General features: G+C 65.2%; 16 protein-coding genes. 5 read left to right on the top strand and 11 right to left on the bottom strand.

Annotated elements, in window-relative coordinates:
• Positions 1 to 7 precede the first annotated feature (7 nt).
• Genes manD through C3B78_RS03080 form a run of 9 tightly spaced genes read right to left on the bottom strand, consistent with a single transcriptional unit; the run spans position 8 to position 10,400 of the window.
• A complete protein-coding gene (manD, locus tag C3B78_RS03120) occupies positions 8 to 1,237 on the bottom strand; it encodes a D-mannonate dehydratase ManD (RefSeq protein ID WP_104996544.1) in 1,230 nt (409 codons plus the stop codon).
• 60 nt (positions 1,238 to 1,297) lie between these two features.
• Positions 1,298 to 2,773, bottom strand: coding sequence for a mannitol dehydrogenase family protein (locus C3B78_RS03115; protein WP_234005501.1), 1,476 nt, complete (start codon positions 2,771 to 2,773; stop codon positions 1,298 to 1,300).
• Positions 2,770 to 4,170 carry a glucuronate isomerase gene (uxaC, locus tag C3B78_RS03110; RefSeq protein WP_104996774.1) on the bottom strand — a complete coding sequence of 467 codons (1,401 nt, stop codon included), beginning with the start codon at positions 4,168 to 4,170 and terminating at the stop codon, positions 2,770 to 2,772. The genes C3B78_RS03115 and uxaC overlap by 4 nt, the downstream gene beginning before the upstream one ends.
• A 4-nt stretch (positions 4,171 to 4,174) precedes the next feature.
• The gene (locus tag C3B78_RS03105) at positions 4,175 to 5,080 is read right to left on the bottom strand and encodes a sugar phosphate isomerase/epimerase family protein (RefSeq protein ID WP_104996773.1); all 906 of its coding nucleotides are present in this window, start codon (positions 5,078 to 5,080) and stop codon (positions 4,175 to 4,177) included.
• A gap of 4 nt (positions 5,081 to 5,084) precedes the next feature.
• The gene (locus C3B78_RS03100) at positions 5,085 to 6,251 is read right to left on the bottom strand and encodes a Gfo/Idh/MocA family protein (RefSeq protein ID WP_104996772.1); all 1,167 of its coding nucleotides are present in this window, start codon (positions 6,249 to 6,251) and stop codon (positions 5,085 to 5,087) included.
• Positions 6,248 to 7,096: a sugar phosphate isomerase/epimerase family protein gene (locus C3B78_RS03095; protein ID WP_104996771.1), complete on the bottom strand. Its 849-nt coding sequence runs from the start codon at positions 7,094 to 7,096 to the stop codon at positions 6,248 to 6,250. The genes C3B78_RS03100 and C3B78_RS03095 overlap by 4 nt, the downstream gene beginning before the upstream one ends.
• A 2-nt stretch (positions 7,097 to 7,098) precedes the next feature.
• Positions 7,099 to 8,022, bottom strand: coding sequence for a carbohydrate ABC transporter permease (locus C3B78_RS03090; RefSeq protein ID WP_104996770.1), 924 nt, complete (start codon positions 8,020 to 8,022; stop codon positions 7,099 to 7,101).
• Positions 8,019 to 9,035: a carbohydrate ABC transporter permease gene (locus C3B78_RS03085; RefSeq protein WP_104996769.1), complete on the bottom strand. Its 1,017-nt coding sequence runs from the start codon at positions 9,033 to 9,035 to the stop codon at positions 8,019 to 8,021. Before C3B78_RS03085 ends, C3B78_RS03090 begins: the two co-directional genes overlap by 4 nt.
• Before the next feature lie 6 nt (positions 9,036 to 9,041).
• Positions 9,042 to 10,400 (bottom strand): ABC transporter substrate-binding protein, encoded by a 1,359-nt coding sequence (locus tag C3B78_RS03080; RefSeq protein WP_199775319.1) that lies wholly within the window; start codon positions 10,398 to 10,400, stop codon positions 9,042 to 9,044.
• Between the two features lie 203 nt (positions 10,401 to 10,603).
• Here C3B78_RS03080 and C3B78_RS03075 point away from each other — a divergent pair, with 203 nt between their 5' ends.
• Entirely contained in the window at positions 10,604 to 11,656 is a 1,053-nt protein-coding gene (locus tag C3B78_RS03075; RefSeq protein ID WP_104996768.1) for a LacI family DNA-binding transcriptional regulator, read from the top strand.
• Positions 11,657 to 11,669: 13 nt separating this feature from the next.
• Here C3B78_RS03075 and C3B78_RS03070 read toward each other — a convergent pair whose 3' ends face one another.
• Entirely contained in the window at positions 11,670 to 12,014 is a 345-nt protein-coding gene (locus tag C3B78_RS03070; protein WP_104996767.1) for a hypothetical protein, read from the bottom strand.
• Positions 12,015 to 12,167: 153 nt separating this feature from the next.
• On the opposite strand from C3B78_RS03070, the gene C3B78_RS03065 reads away from it, so the two are divergent.
• From C3B78_RS03065 to C3B78_RS03055, 3 genes are all read left to right on the top strand, one after another.
• Positions 12,168 to 12,788 (top strand): hypothetical protein, encoded by a 621-nt coding sequence (locus C3B78_RS03065; RefSeq protein ID WP_104996766.1) that lies wholly within the window; start codon positions 12,168 to 12,170, stop codon positions 12,786 to 12,788.
• A gap of 80 nt (positions 12,789 to 12,868) precedes the next feature.
• The gene (locus C3B78_RS03060) at positions 12,869 to 13,591 is read left to right on the top strand and encodes a YcnI family copper-binding membrane protein (RefSeq protein WP_104996765.1); all 723 of its coding nucleotides are present in this window, start codon (positions 12,869 to 12,871) and stop codon (positions 13,589 to 13,591) included.
• Positions 13,592 to 13,690: 99 nt separating this feature from the next.
• Complete coding sequence (locus C3B78_RS03055; RefSeq protein ID WP_199775318.1) at positions 13,691 to 14,335, top strand: DUF4232 domain-containing protein; 645 nt, start codon at positions 13,691 to 13,693, stop codon at positions 14,333 to 14,335.
• A gap of 96 nt (positions 14,336 to 14,431) precedes the next feature.
• Here the strand turns inward: C3B78_RS03055 and C3B78_RS03050 are convergent, their stop codons facing one another.
• A complete protein-coding gene (locus C3B78_RS03050) occupies positions 14,432 to 14,896 on the bottom strand; it encodes a DUF4383 domain-containing protein (protein WP_234005575.1) in 465 nt (154 codons plus the stop codon).
• 188 nt (positions 14,897 to 15,084) lie between these two features.
• On the opposite strand from C3B78_RS03050, the gene C3B78_RS03045 reads away from it, so the two are divergent.
• The gene (locus C3B78_RS03045) at positions 15,085 to 16,611 is read left to right on the top strand and encodes an FAD-dependent oxidoreductase (RefSeq protein ID WP_104996763.1); all 1,527 of its coding nucleotides are present in this window, start codon (positions 15,085 to 15,087) and stop codon (positions 16,609 to 16,611) included.
• Positions 16,612 to 16,627 lie beyond the last annotated feature (16 nt).

The raw sequence follows: 16,627 nt of genomic DNA, 5'->3' as shown, positions 1-16,627 counted from the left end.
GAAGTGCTCACCAGTCGTGGACCGTTCCGTCGATGAGGCGGTTGTAGGGCAGGTAGGCCTGCTGGTACGGGAACGCCGCCGCCGCTTCTTCATTGAATTCGACGCCGATGCCGGGCTTGTCCCCGGGGTGGAGGTAGCCGTCCACGAACGTCATGGACTGCCCGAACACCTCGTTGGTCTTGTCCGAATGCTGCATGTACTCCTGGATCCCGTAATTGTGGATCGCCAGGCCCACATGCAGCTGCGCCGCGAACCCCACCGGGGAAATGTCCGTAGGACCATGGAAGCCGGACTTGATCTGGTACTGCGCGGCGAAATCCATCACCTTCTTCAACGGGGAGATCCCGCCAAAATGCGTGGACGCGGCCCGGACGTAATCGATCAGCTGTTCCTTGATGATCGTCTGGTAGTCATACACGGTGTTGAAAATCTCACCGATCGCCAGCGGCGTGGTGGTGTGCTGCCGGACCAGGCGCAGCGCCTCCTGGTTCTCCGCCGGAGTGCAGTCCTCCAACCAGAACAAATCATAAGGCTCCAGCGCCTTGCCCAGCTTCGCCGCCTGAATCGGCGTCATCCTGTGATGCCCGTCATGCAGCAACGGGATCTCCGGACCGAACTCATTCCGGACCGCCTCAAACACGGTAGGCAGGTGCCGCAGATACGCCCGGGTATCCCAATCCTCCTCCACCGGGAACGCACCCCGCCCGGCCGGCTCGTAGTCATACCGCTCCCCCGAAGCCTGCGCCTGCGCGGCGACCCCGTACACGGCCTTGATCCCCGGCACCGCGGTCTGGATCCGGATCGACTTATACCCCAGCTCCAGATGCTCCCGCACCGAATCAAACAACGACGGCAAATCCGCGCCCGACGCGTGCCCGTACGCCCGCAAACCGTTCCGCGACGCACCCCCGAGCAACTGGTACACCGGCATCCCCGCCAGCTTGCCCTTAATATCCCACAACGCCATATCCACCGCCGCGATCGCCGCCATCGTCACCGGCCCCCGCCGCCAATACGCCGACCGATACAGAAACTGCCACGTATCCTCGATCCGGTGCGGATCCTTCCCGATCAGCAACTGCGCAACGTGTTCTTTGAGATAGGCGGCGACGGCGAGCTCACGCCCGTTCAGCGTCGCATCACCAATACCAGTCACACCATCCTCCGTAGTAATCCGAAGCGTCACGAAATTACGGGAGGGACTGGTCACAAACACATCAGCAGCAATGATTTTCACAAAAGATCCAGGCTTTCTTAATCGATGGAGCGGTACTTGGTGGATTGGCAGTGCAATGGCTTAGTTGGTGGTGGCCGGCTGTTGGACGGCCACAGCTTCCGCGGCGCCAGGTTCCGCGGGGGTGGAGCTTACGGTGTTGCAGAGGCCTTCGATCAGGTCCACTGTGCCGCCGTCCCGGGCGAGGGCAGGGTCCACCAAGGACAGGAGGGCATGGATCCGCTCCCTGCCGCTGAGCGAGTTGGCTGCGGCAACCTCGCCGGCGAGCGGGTCCTGGACCGTGCCGCCAGCCGTGTAGTCCATCCATGCAGCGATCATCAGCGCCGCGGCTGAACCCGACCGCCCCGCGGCACGCTCCGCCTGCAGAACGGGGACGGCACGCATCCGGAGCTTGGTGCTTCCGTCCATTGCGATTTGCGCCAGGTGGTGGGCAATCCGGGCGTTGCGGAACCGCGCCAGCAGGGCCGCGCGGTAGGCCGGGATCTGCAGGTCTACGCCGTCACCCTCCTGTTCCGTGAGGTTGGTTTCCGCCTCGTCCCAAAAGCTCTCCACGGCCTGCAGGCAGCGCGGGTCCGCCAAGGCCTCCGCGACGGTGGTATGGCCGCGGAGTTGGCCGGCGTAGGCGAGCAGTGAGTGCGCACCGTTCAGGAGCCAGAGTTTACGGTTCTCATAGGGTTCGATGTGGTCCACGAACACCGCGCCGGCATCTTCCCAGTGCGGACGCCCGGCGGGAAAGTCCCCGCTGAGCACCCAGTTGGAGAAGGGCTCGGCCACCACCGGCGATGTGTCGCGATACCCGCAGGCGGCCTGGACGGCCGCAATGTCGGCGTCAGTGGTGCGCGGTGTTATCCGGTCCACCGAGGTGCTGACGAAGCTGACGTTGGCATCGATCCATCGGGCCAGGTCCGCATCCCAGGCCTCGGCCATGCCCGTTACGGCATGGTGCGCAATGCTGCCGTTATTGGCGAGGTTGTCGCAGCAGACCACAGCGAGCGGTTGCCCGGAAGCTGCCCGGCGGGCGGCGAGGGCGAACACGAGGCGGCCCAGCGGCGTCGTCGGTTGGCCTTTGCCGGACGAGAGCAAAACAAGGTCGGCGGCTACGCCGGGCGCGGTGCGGTCCAGCCGGCCGTCGGAACCGATGCCGTAGGCGGCTTCAGTGATCGTCAGGGTGATGACGGCGGTACCGGGGGCCGCCACCAGATCCGCCAGGCGCTGCACGTCAGCGCCGTCCACTGCCTCCACAATGCTGCCGATGACGGTAAAGGAGTCGCCGTCGTCCGCACGTTCCACCAAGGTGAACAGACCGTCCTGTTCGGCGAGGGCCAGCGCGGCATCGGGGCGGCGGCCGGTGAAGGCCGCGATGCCCCAATCCTGGGCATCGGACGCCTGCTGGGTGTACCAGGCCTGATGGGAGCGGTGGAAGGCGCCCAGGCCCAGGTGAACGATCCGCACTGGAGCCTTGGCCAACTGGCGCAGGTGGCGGTTCAACTGCGGAAGGCCCCCGGCGGACCCTGGCTGTGGTGGCAGTTCAATAGTCACAGCTTGAAGACCCTCCTCGGCGAACCGTCAACGATGTCCACGATCAGTTCGCGGGCGCGTTCTTCGCTGATGCGGTGCTCGGCTACCAGGCGTGCCAGGAAGGCCGACTCGATCCGGCGTGACGTGTCGTGCCGTGCCGGGATGGAGCAGAAAGCCCGTGTGTCGTCGATGAATCCCGAGGAGCGTGAGAAACCGGCGGTTTCCGTGACGGCGGCGCGGAACCGCAGCATCGCATCCGGCGCATCCAGGAACCACCACGGGGCACCGATGTAGACGGACGGGTAGAACCCCGCCAGCGGTGCCAGCTCCCGCGAGAACACGGTCTCGTCCAGGGTAAACAGCACCAGGTGGAAGTCCTTGGCCGTGCCGAAGTCCTGGAGCAGGGGCCGGATGGCCTCGGTGTAGTTGATCGCGAACGGGATATCGTGGCCGGTGTCCGCGCCAAATGATTCGAACGTCGGCCCGTGGTGGTTGCGGTACGAACCCGGGTGGATGGTCATGACCAGCCCGTCCTCCACGGACATCCGCGCCATCTCGTAAATCATGTGGGCTTCGAAAGCGTCGCGGTCCGCCGGACTCGCGTTCCCCGCACGCGCCGACTCGAACAGCCGTTCCGCGTCGGACCGGTCCAGCTTCAGGGTGGCCGGCGTTCGGACGCCGTGGTCGGCGGACACCGCCCCGTTCTCGACGAAGTGGCGCCGCCGTGCTTCCAGCGCGCTGATGTAGCCGGTGTATCCCGAACCGCCTACGCCGGCAGCAATGAGACGCTCCACATTGTCCTGCCAGGCCGGATGGGCAATGTTGAGGTACTGGTCCGGCCTGAAAGTGGGCAGGACGCGGCTGGCGAAGGCCGGATCCTTGGCAAGGGCTGCGTGGCTGTCGAGCGTGTCCAGCGGATCGTCGGTGGTGGCCAGCACCTCGATGTTGAATTCCTTGAACAGCTGCCGGGGCCTGAAGCCTGGTTCGGCAAGCTTGGCCGAGATCGCGTCGTAGATCCTGTCGGCGTTTTCGGCCGTGGGCTCCTCATGCAAACCGAACACGTGCTCGAATTCCTGCCGGATCCAGTATCCCGAGGCCGTGCCTTCGAAGGCAGGCCACGCGGCACAGAAGTTCCGCCAGACCTGCCGGGAGCCTGCAGCGGAGTCCCCAAGGCCCAACTGGTCCATCGGGACGCCGCCGGCATGGATCAAGCGGGTCACATAGTGGTCCGGAGTGACCAGGAGCGCGGCGGGATCGGGAAAGGGCAGGTTATGTTCGATGACGGCGGCATCAACGTGTCCATGCGGTGAGATGATCGGGAGGCCGGCCACGAGGCTGTAGAGCGAACGGGCAATCTCCCGAACGCCGGGTTCTGCGGGCAGGAGCCGGTCGGGGTGGGCTGCTATTGAATGCACCATGGCGTCAACGCGCCCCGGCCCCTGCGGTGAGACCGGCGAGTGCCGCCGTACGCCGCAGGTAGTCAAGATTGCCGGCAGTACGTTCGGCAAGGGGCAACTCCGTGGAGAAGTCTTCCACCGTGACCCAACCGTCGTAGCCATGGGCAGCGAGCGCCCTGAAATATTCGAGGACACTTCCCTGTCCGGACTGCAGCGGTGCCCACTCGTTGCTGAACACCGCGGCACCAGACTCGTCCGTTGCGTCCTGCCGGACCCACACGGCGTTCTTGACATGGATGTGTGCCAGGTATTCCCCCAGCAGTTCGAAGGCGGGAAGGTAGTCTTCCTGGCCCTCGATCAGCAGGTTTCCGAGGTCGTGGATGACCCCCACGTGCGCGGGGTCGAGGCCTTCCAGCAGGCGCCGCGCCGAGGAAGCGGACGCGGTGATGGTGCGGTGGTGCAGCTCCACCAGCGCCTTGACGCCATGGTGGGCCGCTCTTTCAGCCACCCATTCGAAGTCACGGCGGGCTGCCTCAAACAGGGCAGGATAAGGAATCCCGCTGGGTCCTTCATTGCCCCACGCCGCCGTTCCCAGCGGAAGCGTGGTGACGCGGACCTGGCCCGCGCCCAAGGCGGCCGTGGCCGCCAGCATCCGCTCGACGTCGTCGTGGTTGTCACACCGCGCATAGCCGCCGATTCCGGAGAACTCCAGCCCGGCGTCGCGGGTGATTGTTGCCACCCGCCCAAGATTGTCTTCGAGGCCGGTCAGCGGAATCGTCGCTTTGTTGCCGGCCCAGAAACCCGGCTCGGGCGCCTCCGCCTGGTCAGTGATCCGCCACTCGATGCCGTCCCAGCCCTGACCCGAAAGGTGGTTCACGGCTTCCTCCGGGGTCCAGTCCGGCGTGGAGGCTGTAAATACTGAAAATTTCATCGCTTCAGGCGCTTTCTGCCGCAGTGGAGCCCGTGCGGACCTCCAGGTCGTTGTACTTGCCGGCCAGGACGTCGTCGAAGAGGACTGCCTGGTTGAGCGTGGCGGAGACATAGACGGCACGCACGGTGGCCAGGGCATTGACGGCATCGCTCACCGTGACCCCGGGCTGGCGGCCTTCGGTGATGGCCCCGAGGATGTCGCGGTACTGGCGGATGTGTCCGGCCGGGTACACCGTGGGGTCCTTGGCCTCGTAATCCTCTGCCGGGTACTTGGCCAGTTCTTCCTGGGCCTGGTTGCCGCCGCCCTGAAGCCCCATGTCCGCGGAAGGGCCGCCGGCGTCCTTGGAGTGGAAGTAGTGCAGCTGGTCGTTGTCCACCACTGCGGAGCCTTCCGCGCCCATCAGCTGGACCCGCACGGTCAGGCCCGGGTATGCGGCGGTGGTGGCATGCAGTACTGCCAGGCCGCCGTTTTCGAACGTCACGGTTGCAACGGCGGTGTCCTCCACCTCAATGCGTTCGTGTGCCAGGCGGGCCGTGTGCGCGTGGATTTCCACGGGGCGGCCCATGAACCACAGCAGCAGGTCAACCGTGTGGACGCCCTGGTTCATCAGGGCGCCACCGCCGTCCATTGCCCAAGTGCCGCGCCAGTCACCGGAATCGTAATAGCCCTGCCCGCGCCACCAGGCGACAGAGGCGATGGCGGACGTCAGCCGGCCGAACCGGCCTTTTGCCACGGCATCCGCAACCGCAACGCTGGCCTGGTCAAAGCGGTGCTGGCTGATGACGGAAGCGACCACCCCGCGGCGTGCGGCTTCATTCGCTGCCGCCTCAATCTCCTGGGCGCGGCTCAGGTCCACGTCCAGGGGCTTTTCGATGACAACGTGCTTGCCGGCAGCCAGTACCTCGAGGCCCTGCTGGATGTGCAGTCCGCTGGGGGTGGCCAGCGCCACCAGGTCGATGTCCTCCGCGGCAAAAGCATCTGCGATGGACTCATGCACAGAGGGCCTGGGGCGTCCGCTCTTTTCGATGAAGTCCGCAAGGGCAACAGCGGCGTCCGGGATCGCGTCCACCAGCGCCACAATGCTGGCGCCGGGAAACTCCTGCAGGGCAACTGCATGGGTCCGGCCAATGACGCCGCAACCCGTGATGGCAACCTTCAACGTCTCACTCATACTGTCTGCACTCCTGCTTCCGCTGTGACTTTTGCAAAGGCCCGGGCAGCAATACCGAATGCTGTGGGGCCGGAGAATCCACCGAGGCCGTGGGCGCCGGCAAGATGCGGCTCCAGGGAGGCGAAGCCGGTGAAACCGTCAGCCTTGAGCGCTTCGACGGTGCGCAGGACGTCGCCGTCGCCCTCCCCCGCCGGGACCACATGTCCGTTGGAGAACAGGGCATCCTTGACCTGGAGGTACTCCAGGTGCGGGCGGAGCTTGGCGTAGCCCTCGTCAAAGGGCTTCACGCCCACCTGCACGAAGTTGGCCGCGTCCCAGGCCACTTTCAGTGCCGGTGAGTCCACGCTTTCGATGATGTCCAGCACTCGGTCCGGAACGTCCCCGAAAATGTCCTTTTCGTTTTCGTGCAGCAGGACCACGCCTGCCTCCTCGGCGACGGCGGCGAGCGCCCTCATCCGTTCGATGACGGCATCACGGATGCTGTCCACCGGAACGGATTCGCCGTAGTAGAAGGAGAAGATCCGGATGTACTTTGCACCCAGGACTTTGGCCGCGTTGGCGGCCCTCCGCAGGCGCTCCACCTCGTGTTCCACGGGGAGGCTGACGTCCACCTTGCCGATCGGGGAGGCAATCGCGGAGACCTGCATGCCCTTGTCCTTGAGCAGCGCGGCAAGGTCAGCGAGCTGGTCATCGGACAGGTCCACGATGTTGGTGCCCCACGCGCTGCGCACCTCGATGTGGTTGGCGCCCAGTGCCTGCAGCACTGCGATCTGCACGACGGGGTCGTCGTCGATTTCGTCGCCGAATCCGGACAGGGCCCACGAGACCTGGGTGGATGAAACCATGGCTATTTAACTCCTCCGGCGGTAAGTCCGCCCACTAGATAACGCTGGAAAATCAGGTAAAGAATGACCACGGGAGCGGCACATACCAGCGCCGCAGCCATCATCTGGCCGTAGAACGGGATGGCGCCGCCTTCCTGGGAGGCACCGAAGACCTGCAGCGCCACCGCCGCCGTCTGGCTTTCCGGCCGGGTCATGACGGAGGCAAACAGGACGTCGTTCCAACCCAGCAGGAAGGCGAAGATGCCGGACACCACGATGCCCGGCCAGCTCAGCGGCAGGATGATCCTGAACAGGACACCCAGGTTGCTGGCGCCGTCAATCTTGGCCGCCTCCTCGAGTTCCCGGGGCAGCCCGCGCAGGTAGGTGACCATGACCCACGTGGAGAACGGCATGGCGAACGTCAGGTAGGTGACAAAGAGTCCCCACTGGGTCCCGATGACCTGGATGCCCAAGTAGGTGGCGGCTGACGAGAACAGTACGAACACCGGCAGCACCATCAGGGTTCCCGGCACTGACTGCAGTGCAAGGAGGCCGCGCAGGATGGTGAGGCGGCCCCGGAAGCTGTAGCGGACCAGGACGAACGCGGTTGAGACGGACAACGCTGCCGAAACAACAGCTGTTGCGCCTGCCACCAGGACGCTGTTGGCAAGCCCTGTGGCCAGTCCCACGCTGGTCCAGATCTTCGAGTAGTTCTCCAGGGTGAAGCTTGAGGGCCAGAACTCTCCGTTGGCCACTCCGATGTCCGAGTTCACGGACGCAAGGAAGATGTAGAACACGGGGATCAGCACGAGGGCACCGAGGAACACGAGGATGATCGCGAGCAAAGGCCCCGGAAGCAGCCTCAGGACTTCGTGTTGTTTCTTCGATCCCGGACGTGGAATGTCCGCGGTGGCCGGACTCCGCCTGGTGACAGTGGAGGTGCTCATTTCTTGGCTCCAGGTGACTCGGCGTCGTCGAGCTTGACGGCGCGCAGGTAGACAAACAGCGGAATGGCGATCAGGACCAGGGAAACGAAAGCCATGGCAGCGCTCAGCCCGAAACGGAAGCTTTGGAAGCTGGTGACATACGTAAGGATCGGCAGCACTTCCACGTCGGCCGGGGCCGGAACTCCGAAGAGGACGTAGGGAAGCGTGAAGTTGTTGATGTGGTGCAGCATGCCGATCAGGAAAGCGAGGGAGAGCGGCCCCTTGAGGTAGGGGAAAATGACGTAGCGCAGCTTGTTCCACCAAAGGGCGCCGTCCAGGGCTGAGGCCTCATGGACCTCATGGTCCACGGACTGCAGCCCGGAGAGTGCAAGCAGGTAGATGAAGGGCCAGGAAGCCCAGATCTGGACCAGGACCAGCGTCCAGAAGGTCTGCGGCCCGTTCAGCCACAGGCCGGCCTCGATGCCGACAGTCCCCAGGGCCTTGTCCACGATGCCGTCCGGCTGGAACATGGTGCGCCAGACGGTCGCCACCACGAACGACGGAAGCACGTAGGGGATCAGGAAGACGGACCGGATCACGGCCCGCCCCTTGAACGCGTTCTGCGTGGCGACGGCGGCGGCTATGCCCAGCGGAAGGGTCACAACCATTGCCAGCAGCGAGTAGCTGACGCTCAACCAGGTGGCGTGGAGGAGGGGTGAGGACGTCAGCGCTTCGACGAAGTTCTCGACGCCGATGAAGGGCGAGCTGATCCACTTGCGGAGGGTGTACTGATCAAGGTTGAGGGTGGACATGAAGATGCCCAGCAAAAGCGGTACAACGATGATGATGATCATCAGGACCCCGCCCGGGATCAGCATCCACAGCGGGCGGTTGCGTTCGCTGAGGCCCCTGCGGCGCGGGCTCTTCTTCTGCCCGGTTGGCTCGTGGCCGGCGGTGTCAGCGGCGGAGTGTGCCGCCCGGCTTGCGGCGGACTCCGCCGCAAGCCGGACTTCGTTGGAAGCGTCAGTTGACATCAGAACTTATCCTTTGGAGGCCCGGTCCAAGGAGGCCTGGCCCTTGCTCTGGGAATCCTTGATCCGTGCTTCAAGGGCAGCGCTGTCCACCTTGCCGGCGGCAAGGTCCGGGACGGACTGGACCGTGACGTTCAGCAGGCCGAGCTGGATGTCTCCCCAGGCGCCGGTGAACGGCGTCGCCTTGGACTTGGCGGCAGCGTCCGTGATGGCCTTGAGTTTGGGATCTCCGGCCAGTGCTTCCAGTGCTTCTGCGTTGGCCGGCAGGTCGCCGAAGATCTTCTGGTAGTTCAACTGCTCCTCTTTGGAGGTGACCAGTTTGATGTATGCGAACGCCAGGTCCTTTTGCTTCGAGTAGTCCGCTACCACCAGGTTGTCACCGGAGAGGATGCTCGCTGCGTCCTCGTTCTTCGAGCTCGACTCTCCCGGAGGCGTCGTAGGCATCAGGGCGTACTCGTACTTGCCCGCAACGGCCGACTTTTCAAGGGTCGGAATGGAGCTTGAGGTGGTCATCATCAGGTAACCGGCCTTGCCGCTGGCAAAGGCCGCGACGGCGTTGCTGTTGCTCCAGCCCACGGAGGCCGGGTCAACGATCTTGTCCTCGGTCAGCCAGCCGAAGTAGGTTTCGTAGGCCTTCTTGACGGCGGGGTCGTCGAGCTTGAGCTTGTTCCCGTCCACGATCGGGTTGCCTGCCTGGACGGACATCGCCCAGATGAACTTCCAGGGATCGAAGTTGTCCTTGTAGCCGGTGGCCAGGCCGTAGGTGCCGTCCTTGGTCATCTTCTTCGCCTGCTCCGCAAGCTCATCCCACGAAGTGGCCGGCTTCTCGATTCCGGCCGCGGCCAGCAGTTCCTTGTTGTATGCCATCACGAAGGGGCGGCTGACGAACGGAATGCCGGCCTGGTGCTCCTCGTCCGGACCGGAGATCCCCAGGGCGGCCTTGTTGAACCGATCCTTGCCGCCCACCTTCTTCCAGTCGTCGTCGGACAAGGTCACAAATGCCTTGGTGGCATAGGCGGTCGGCGTGAAGGTGGTGCCCAGTCCGTAGATGTCCGGGCCCTGGCCCGAGACAACGGAGGTCTGGATGCGGGTCAGTTCGTCGTTGGCCGAGGCGAAGGTCTCGAACTTTACGTCGGCACCGGTTTCAGCCTTGAACTTTGCCGCGATGTCGCTCTGCCATTGCTTCTGCTGTTCCGGGTACTGGTTCAACACGCCGACGAGGACGTTGAGGGTCTTGCCCGTTCCGTCCACCTTTCCGTCCGAACTGGTGGATGAATCAGTAGTGCCGGAGCCGCCACCGCAGCCGGTCAATGCCAATGCCGCAGCCGTAACAATAGCCGCGAGCCCGGAAGACGATTTAAACCTCATTGTTTTCTCCTCTTGGACACCCACATGGCCACAACGTCTAGTGGCGCGCATCACTGCAGGCGATTCGAAACCCAGTCTAGGGAGCTGGCAACTCGTGCGGCAAGCGGTTGCCAAAAGTTGCCAAAAGATGTTTCCATTGAGGTACGGCCACTCCACCGCGGATGAAGGACCGGGCGCCTTCTCGGCACGAAAGGACAGGGCCAATGACTGCACCAACCCCGGGAGCACGCGCTGAGGGGACATCGGAGGGACGCGCGGGTGCGGAGAAACTTCCAACAATCCGGGACGTCGCCCAACTCGCCGGCGTGGCCACATCAACGGTTTCGCGGGCCCTCTCCAAACCCGACCGGGTTAATCGCCACACCAGGGAACGGATCCAAGCAGCGGCCGCACAGCTGAACTACGTGCCCAGCTCACAGGCACAGGGCCTCAGCTCAGGGCGCACGAACGCCGTCGCCGTCGTTGTGCCGGACATTACCAACCCGTTCTACTTCGACATCATCCGCGGCACCCAACACCAGCTCAAGGCTGCGGGGTACACGCAGCTGCTCGTGGATACCGAGGAGTCCAATGAAATGGAGCTTGAAGCGCTCCACAAGATGCGGCGGTCTGCTGACGGATTCATCCTTGCAGCCTCGCGTTTAACCGACGCGCAGCTGGCCGAGGTCTCCGAGACCCAGCCGCTGGTGACCATCAACCGGGCGTCCACGAGTGCTCCAACAGTGGTCATCGACACGCCCTCGGCGATCATCCAGGCCCTGGAGCACCTGGCGTCCCTGGGCCACCACCGCGTCTGCTACGTCAGCGGGCCGCCAACATCCTGGTCCAACCGGGCACGGTGGAAAGTCTTCGAGGAGGAATCATCCAAACGCGGAATGGAGACCCACCGGATTGGCCCCTACACGCCCAAAACCACGTCGGGCGCAGCCGCGGCGGACGCGGCAGTGCGCACCGGCGCCACGGCGTGCATCGTGTTCAATGACCTTCTTGCCATCGGAATGCTCCAACGGCTTCGTGAGCGCGGAATCCGCGTACCGGAGGACATCAGCATCGTCGGATCGGACGACATCTTCGGCGCGGATTTCTGCAACCCCCCGCTGACCACCATTGCCAGCCCCATCGAGCAGGCCGGCCGGGTGGCGGTGTCCATGCTGCTTTCCCAGCTGAATCCCGTTCCGGGCCGCTCCAGCCGTCAGCTTGCCGTGATGCCCACACACCTTACGGTGCGGGCATCCACGGGGCCCGCGCGGGATTGATCCGGACGGCCTGCTACAGCCGGTCCGTCCTGTCCTCGCCCTTGTGGCCTGCTCCGCGCAGGTTCTCCTGCACCTTGCCGAAAAGGTCCTTGATGGTGGACTCAGCGTTCGTGATGACGTCCACGGGCACATAAACGTCGTGGGTAAGCGGCAGGTCGTATTCATCCTTCAGGTGCGTGCCGTTCCCGACCCCCTTCAGGGACAGGTAGACCATCGCTTCCGTGCGGGCGATTCCCGCGAGCTTTCCAAAGACGATGGTGAACTCGTTGGGCTGGAAGCTGATGGTCTGGCCGATGTGGCTGCGGCCAAGTTCACCAGCGGGAACAACCTTTTCTGACTGGCTTCCGGTGTAGTCCATGAACTTCTCCTCAACATCGCCGACGGTTACTCAGGCAGTCTAACCCGGCCCTGAAGAGGGGGTACATGGCCGCCGCTCGGGCAGCGGGCCCTGCCCCGGCCCGCGGCGGATAGAATCTGAACGACTGACTTCAGGGCCGGAAGGGGACCAACCGTGGATGCACACCGTCCCCGCGTTCCCTTCCACTTCCTTCGCTCGTCAGCCATGGCCGCTGCCATCCTGACCCTTGCCGCCGGAGCACACCTGGCGGGCGGCGGCGCGCTGCCGGCGCCCATCGTCATGCTGGCAGTGCTGGCGTTGACTGCACTCGGCAGCACCACGGCCACCCGCCTGCGGCTGGGATTCCCCGCCGTTGTGGCGCTCCTGGGTTCCGGGCAGCTGGTACTGCATGAGGTCCTTGCTGCCTCGAGCATCCCCGCAGCCGCTGGCGAATCCGGCGCTACCGCAGCTCACGGCAGCCACCTGCCCGGCGCCGTTGCGCTGCCGCTGGACCACATTGGCGGGGCCGCGGCAACGTCCGGGCCCCTGATGCTGGCGGCCCACGCCCTGGCCACACTGGGGTCCGCCCTCCTTCTCGCCAAGGGCGAGGATGCACTGTGGGCGCTTGCTGCCTGGCTTCGGCCCCTGACGGCGCTCCCCCGGCCGGCCGCGTGCGACGACGGCGCCGCGCCTTTGGCTTCTTTCGCGCCTTTCGCCGTGCCGCTGCATCCGTGGCGCAACCTCCGGCAGGACAGCCGCCGCGGCCCGCCTTCCGCCGTCGTGCTCTCCTCCTGACCCTGCCGGATCCTGCCGGCGCGGACTCCCAAACTTACGCACCCCGGGCCGTTTCCGGTGTGCGCCGGAAAGGCAAACCCATGAACACCCCATTTCTTCGCCGTGCCCTGCAAACTTCCGCCGCAACCGGGGGCGCTGCCGTACTCCTGCTGGCGGCCGCGGGCGGTGCCGCGGCGCATGTCGGCGTAACGCCGGACAAAACCTCGGCCAATTCCTATGCCCTGCTCACCTTCGCGATCCCGCACGGCTGCGACGGATCGGGCACCACCAAGGTGGCCATCACGCTGCCTGCGGAGCTGAACGATGCCCAGCCGACGGTCAACCCCAACTGGACGGTGGAGAAAGTGACCGAGCAGCTCGCCGAGCCAAGGAAGCTCGCCGACGGCACCGCCATCACCAAGCGGACCAGCCAGATTGTCTACACAGCCAGGTCACCGTTGGAGCACCAGCTCCGGGACACCCTGGTCCTCTCCGTGAAACTCCCTGACGCGGCGGGAACAACGCTGTATTTTCCCACCCTCCAGACCTGTGAGGCAGGGCAGACCGACTGGTCCGACATCGCGAAGGAGGGCCAGGACGTGCACTCCCTGCAGGCTCCTGCGCCGTCGGTAACCGTCACCGAGGCAACCGGCGCCGCCGGCCACGGGACGGAACACGCCGCATCAGTCTCCGACGGCGGTGCCGTGGCAAGTGCAGATGATGGCGGTGCAGACGCGCGCAGCTGGGCGGGCCTGGCGGCCGGGGTCGGCGGGCTGGTGCTGGGCGGCACGGCGTTGGCCAGGAGCGCTGCACGAAGCAAATAGGGCGCTTTGATGCCCGGATCATCACGATCCGGGCATCAAAATGCCATACTGCCTCGTGGCGTCGTTGACGCGGACACCGGCTGCGGCGAAGGTGGTGCCATGAGGTCTCAGCGAATTTTCCAGGGGTTGGTCATTTCCACGGCTGCCATGGCGGCGGCATTGATGCTCAGTGCCTGCAGTCCGGGCCAGTCGCAGGCACAGACGCCTCCGCCGGCAGGCACCAGCTCAGCCAGCCCGGATGCAACGTCCGCTGCTCCCACGACGCCTGCCCCGCCGTCGTCCGCAGGCACGCCCAGCGGCTCAGAGACCCCGCCGCCGGGGGCACCGGCCCGCTGCAAGGCGGCCGGGCTTACGGCTGCCACCGATGCATCAGGGGGCGGCGCCGCCGGCAGCGTCTACATGAAGCTCAACCTCACCAACACCGGCGCAGAACCGTGCATCCTCCAGGGCTTTGCCGGCGTCTCCCTGGCAGCCGATGGCGCCGGCGCCCCCATCGGTGCGCCCGCCGTGCGCGATGAAACCACTGCTCCGGCCGACGTCCTCCTGGCCCCCGGCCAGACCGGCTCCGCCGTGCTGCGCTACACCCAGGCCGGAAACTACCCGGACTGCGCCATGGTAGACGCCGCTGGCTACCGGATCTACCCTCCCGAGGAAACCGAATCCCTGTTCCTGGCCCAGCCCACGCGCGCCTGCAGCAATGCCGAAATCACGCTGCTGACCATCGGGCCGTTCCAGCCGGCCTAACCTTCCCCCGGAAACGGTCCAAGAAAGACCGCAGGCGGTCCGGCTGGTGCCGGGCCGCCTGCGGTTTTTTGTGCTGTGCTGCTGGCCTGCGGGTGCTTACCTGGTGGCTGTGGTGGGTCGTCCCGCGCGGGCGGTTCCCCGCGACAGGGCGAGGCCCAGGCCAACCATTGCCACGCCGAGGACGAAGTGCAGCCAGTCGTCCGCAATGTTCACCGGGACAAAGTTCGCTGCCGTGTCCTTGCCGATCAGCAGGCCGTAGATCCAGAGGACCAGGTAGATGGCACCGCCTCCCACCAGGTAATTCCTGGACTGCGCGGCGCTGCGGGCCATCGCGATGCCGGCCGCGCCGAAGAGCAGGTGGACGATGTTGTGCAGCACCGACACCTGGAAAATGCCCAGCAGCAGCGCTTCCGAACCATGTCCGGCGAAACCCAGGGCCTGGTAATTGGTGGTGATGCCGGGAATGAATCCCAGGAGGCCCACCAAGAGGAAGACTGCACCCACTGCGAGGGTTACCTTTTGAATGTTGGTCCGGTCCACCGCGCGACCGTCGGAACTCATGCTTGTCATGATCTCTCCTGTTTGCCGTTATGTTCACACCGTGGCTGCCGGGCTGCCACCTGACCATAGACTTAAACCCCGACATCATAAGTATACTTAGTAAGTGCGTTGCGGATAGATGAGGATTCATAACAGACCCATCACAAATGGCCCACCGGGGCCTGGAGCAAAAGGCAGGATGAGCAGGCATGACGTCGATTTGGTTGGATCGGGCGGACACCTTCACAACAGACCCGTTCGAGCCCGGAAGCAGTTATGACACCGTGGTGGCAGGAGCCGGACTCACCGGCCTCGTCACGGCACTCCTGCTGGCCCGCTCGGGGCAGAAAGTGCTTGTCCTGGAGGCCAGGTTCCCCGGTGCCGTCACCACAGGAAACACCACCGCCAAAGTGTCCCTCCTCCAGGGGACCTTCCTGTCGCAGCTCGCCCGCCAGTACTCGCAGAAGCAGGTGCAGGCATATGTGGACGGCAACCGCGAAGGCCAGGCCTGGCTCCTGCGCTACCTCGACGAGAACGGGGTGCCGTACCAGCGGAGGGACGCCTACACCTACGCTGCATCCCCCCAGGGCACGGAAAAGCTCCGCGAAGAGGTCAGTGCCGGCACCACCGCAGGGCTGGACATGGAATACGTGCGCGACGCCGGGCTGCCGTTTGCCGTTCACGGGGCCGTGCGCCTGGCGGACCAGGCACAGATCAACCCGGTAGAGGTGCTGGACGTCCTGGTCTCCGACATTCGCAGACGGGGAGGATCGATCGTGGGCGGCGTGCGGCTACAGGACGTCACGGGCTCCGGACCCGCCACCGTCCACACAGCCCGGGGCGACGTCACCGCCAACGAGGTGGTGCTGGCCACCGGCACCCCGGTGCTGGACCGCGGCCTGTACTTCGCCAAGCTCACACCCAGCCGCTCCTACGCGGCGGCACTGCAGCTGCAGGAGGACCAGGAGCCTCCCCCGGGAATGTACCTCTCGGTGGAACAACCCACCCATTCACTGCGGGACTATGAGGCGGACGGCCGGCGACTGCTGCTGGTGGGCGGGCACGGACACCACGTAGGGAGGGCCAGGTCCGAGAAACACCACCTGGGCAGCCTCCTCGACTGGGCCGTCCAGCACTACCCCGGCGCGGTTGCCACCCATACCTGGTCCGCGCAGGATTATCTGCCAACCAACCTCATGCCCTTCTTCGGCAAGTTCCCCCGCGGCAAAGGCCATATCTACTTCGGTACCGGCTACAACAAGTGGGGCATGACAAACGCGGTGGCCGCCGCCGTCGGAATTTCCGCTGACATCCTGGGCGGCAACGTGCCGTGGGCGGACACCATCCACCACCGCGTCACCGCTCCCTCCGGAGCCCTGTCCGCCGTCGCCCTTAACGCGGGAGTGGCAGCCAGGCTGGCCTCCGGCTGGGGACAGGTGGCTGCCCAGGGCCTGCGGAAGGACAGGGAGGACCAGGCTGCCGGGCCCGCGCCGGTGGTTCCGGCCGAAGGCGAAGGCAAGGTTTACCGTGAGGGACCCAAACCCGTGGCGGTATCCACCGTTGCCGGCACCACGTGCAAACTGTCCGCCGTATGCACCCACCTCGGCGGGATCCTGCACTGGAATGACAGCGAGCTGACGTGGGACTGCCCGCTGCACGGCTCCCGCTTCAGCAGCGACGGAAAGCTCCTGGAAGGGCCCGCCACCAAGGATCTTCCGGCCGCAGGAAAGGTTTGAGCCGGGCATCGGGGAG

The organism is Arthrobacter sp. PGP41 (assembly GCF_002953935.1).
Classification (GTDB): domain Bacteria; phylum Actinomycetota; class Actinomycetes; order Actinomycetales; family Micrococcaceae; genus Arthrobacter.
This window is presented reverse-complemented; position numbering and strand designations above follow the sequence as displayed.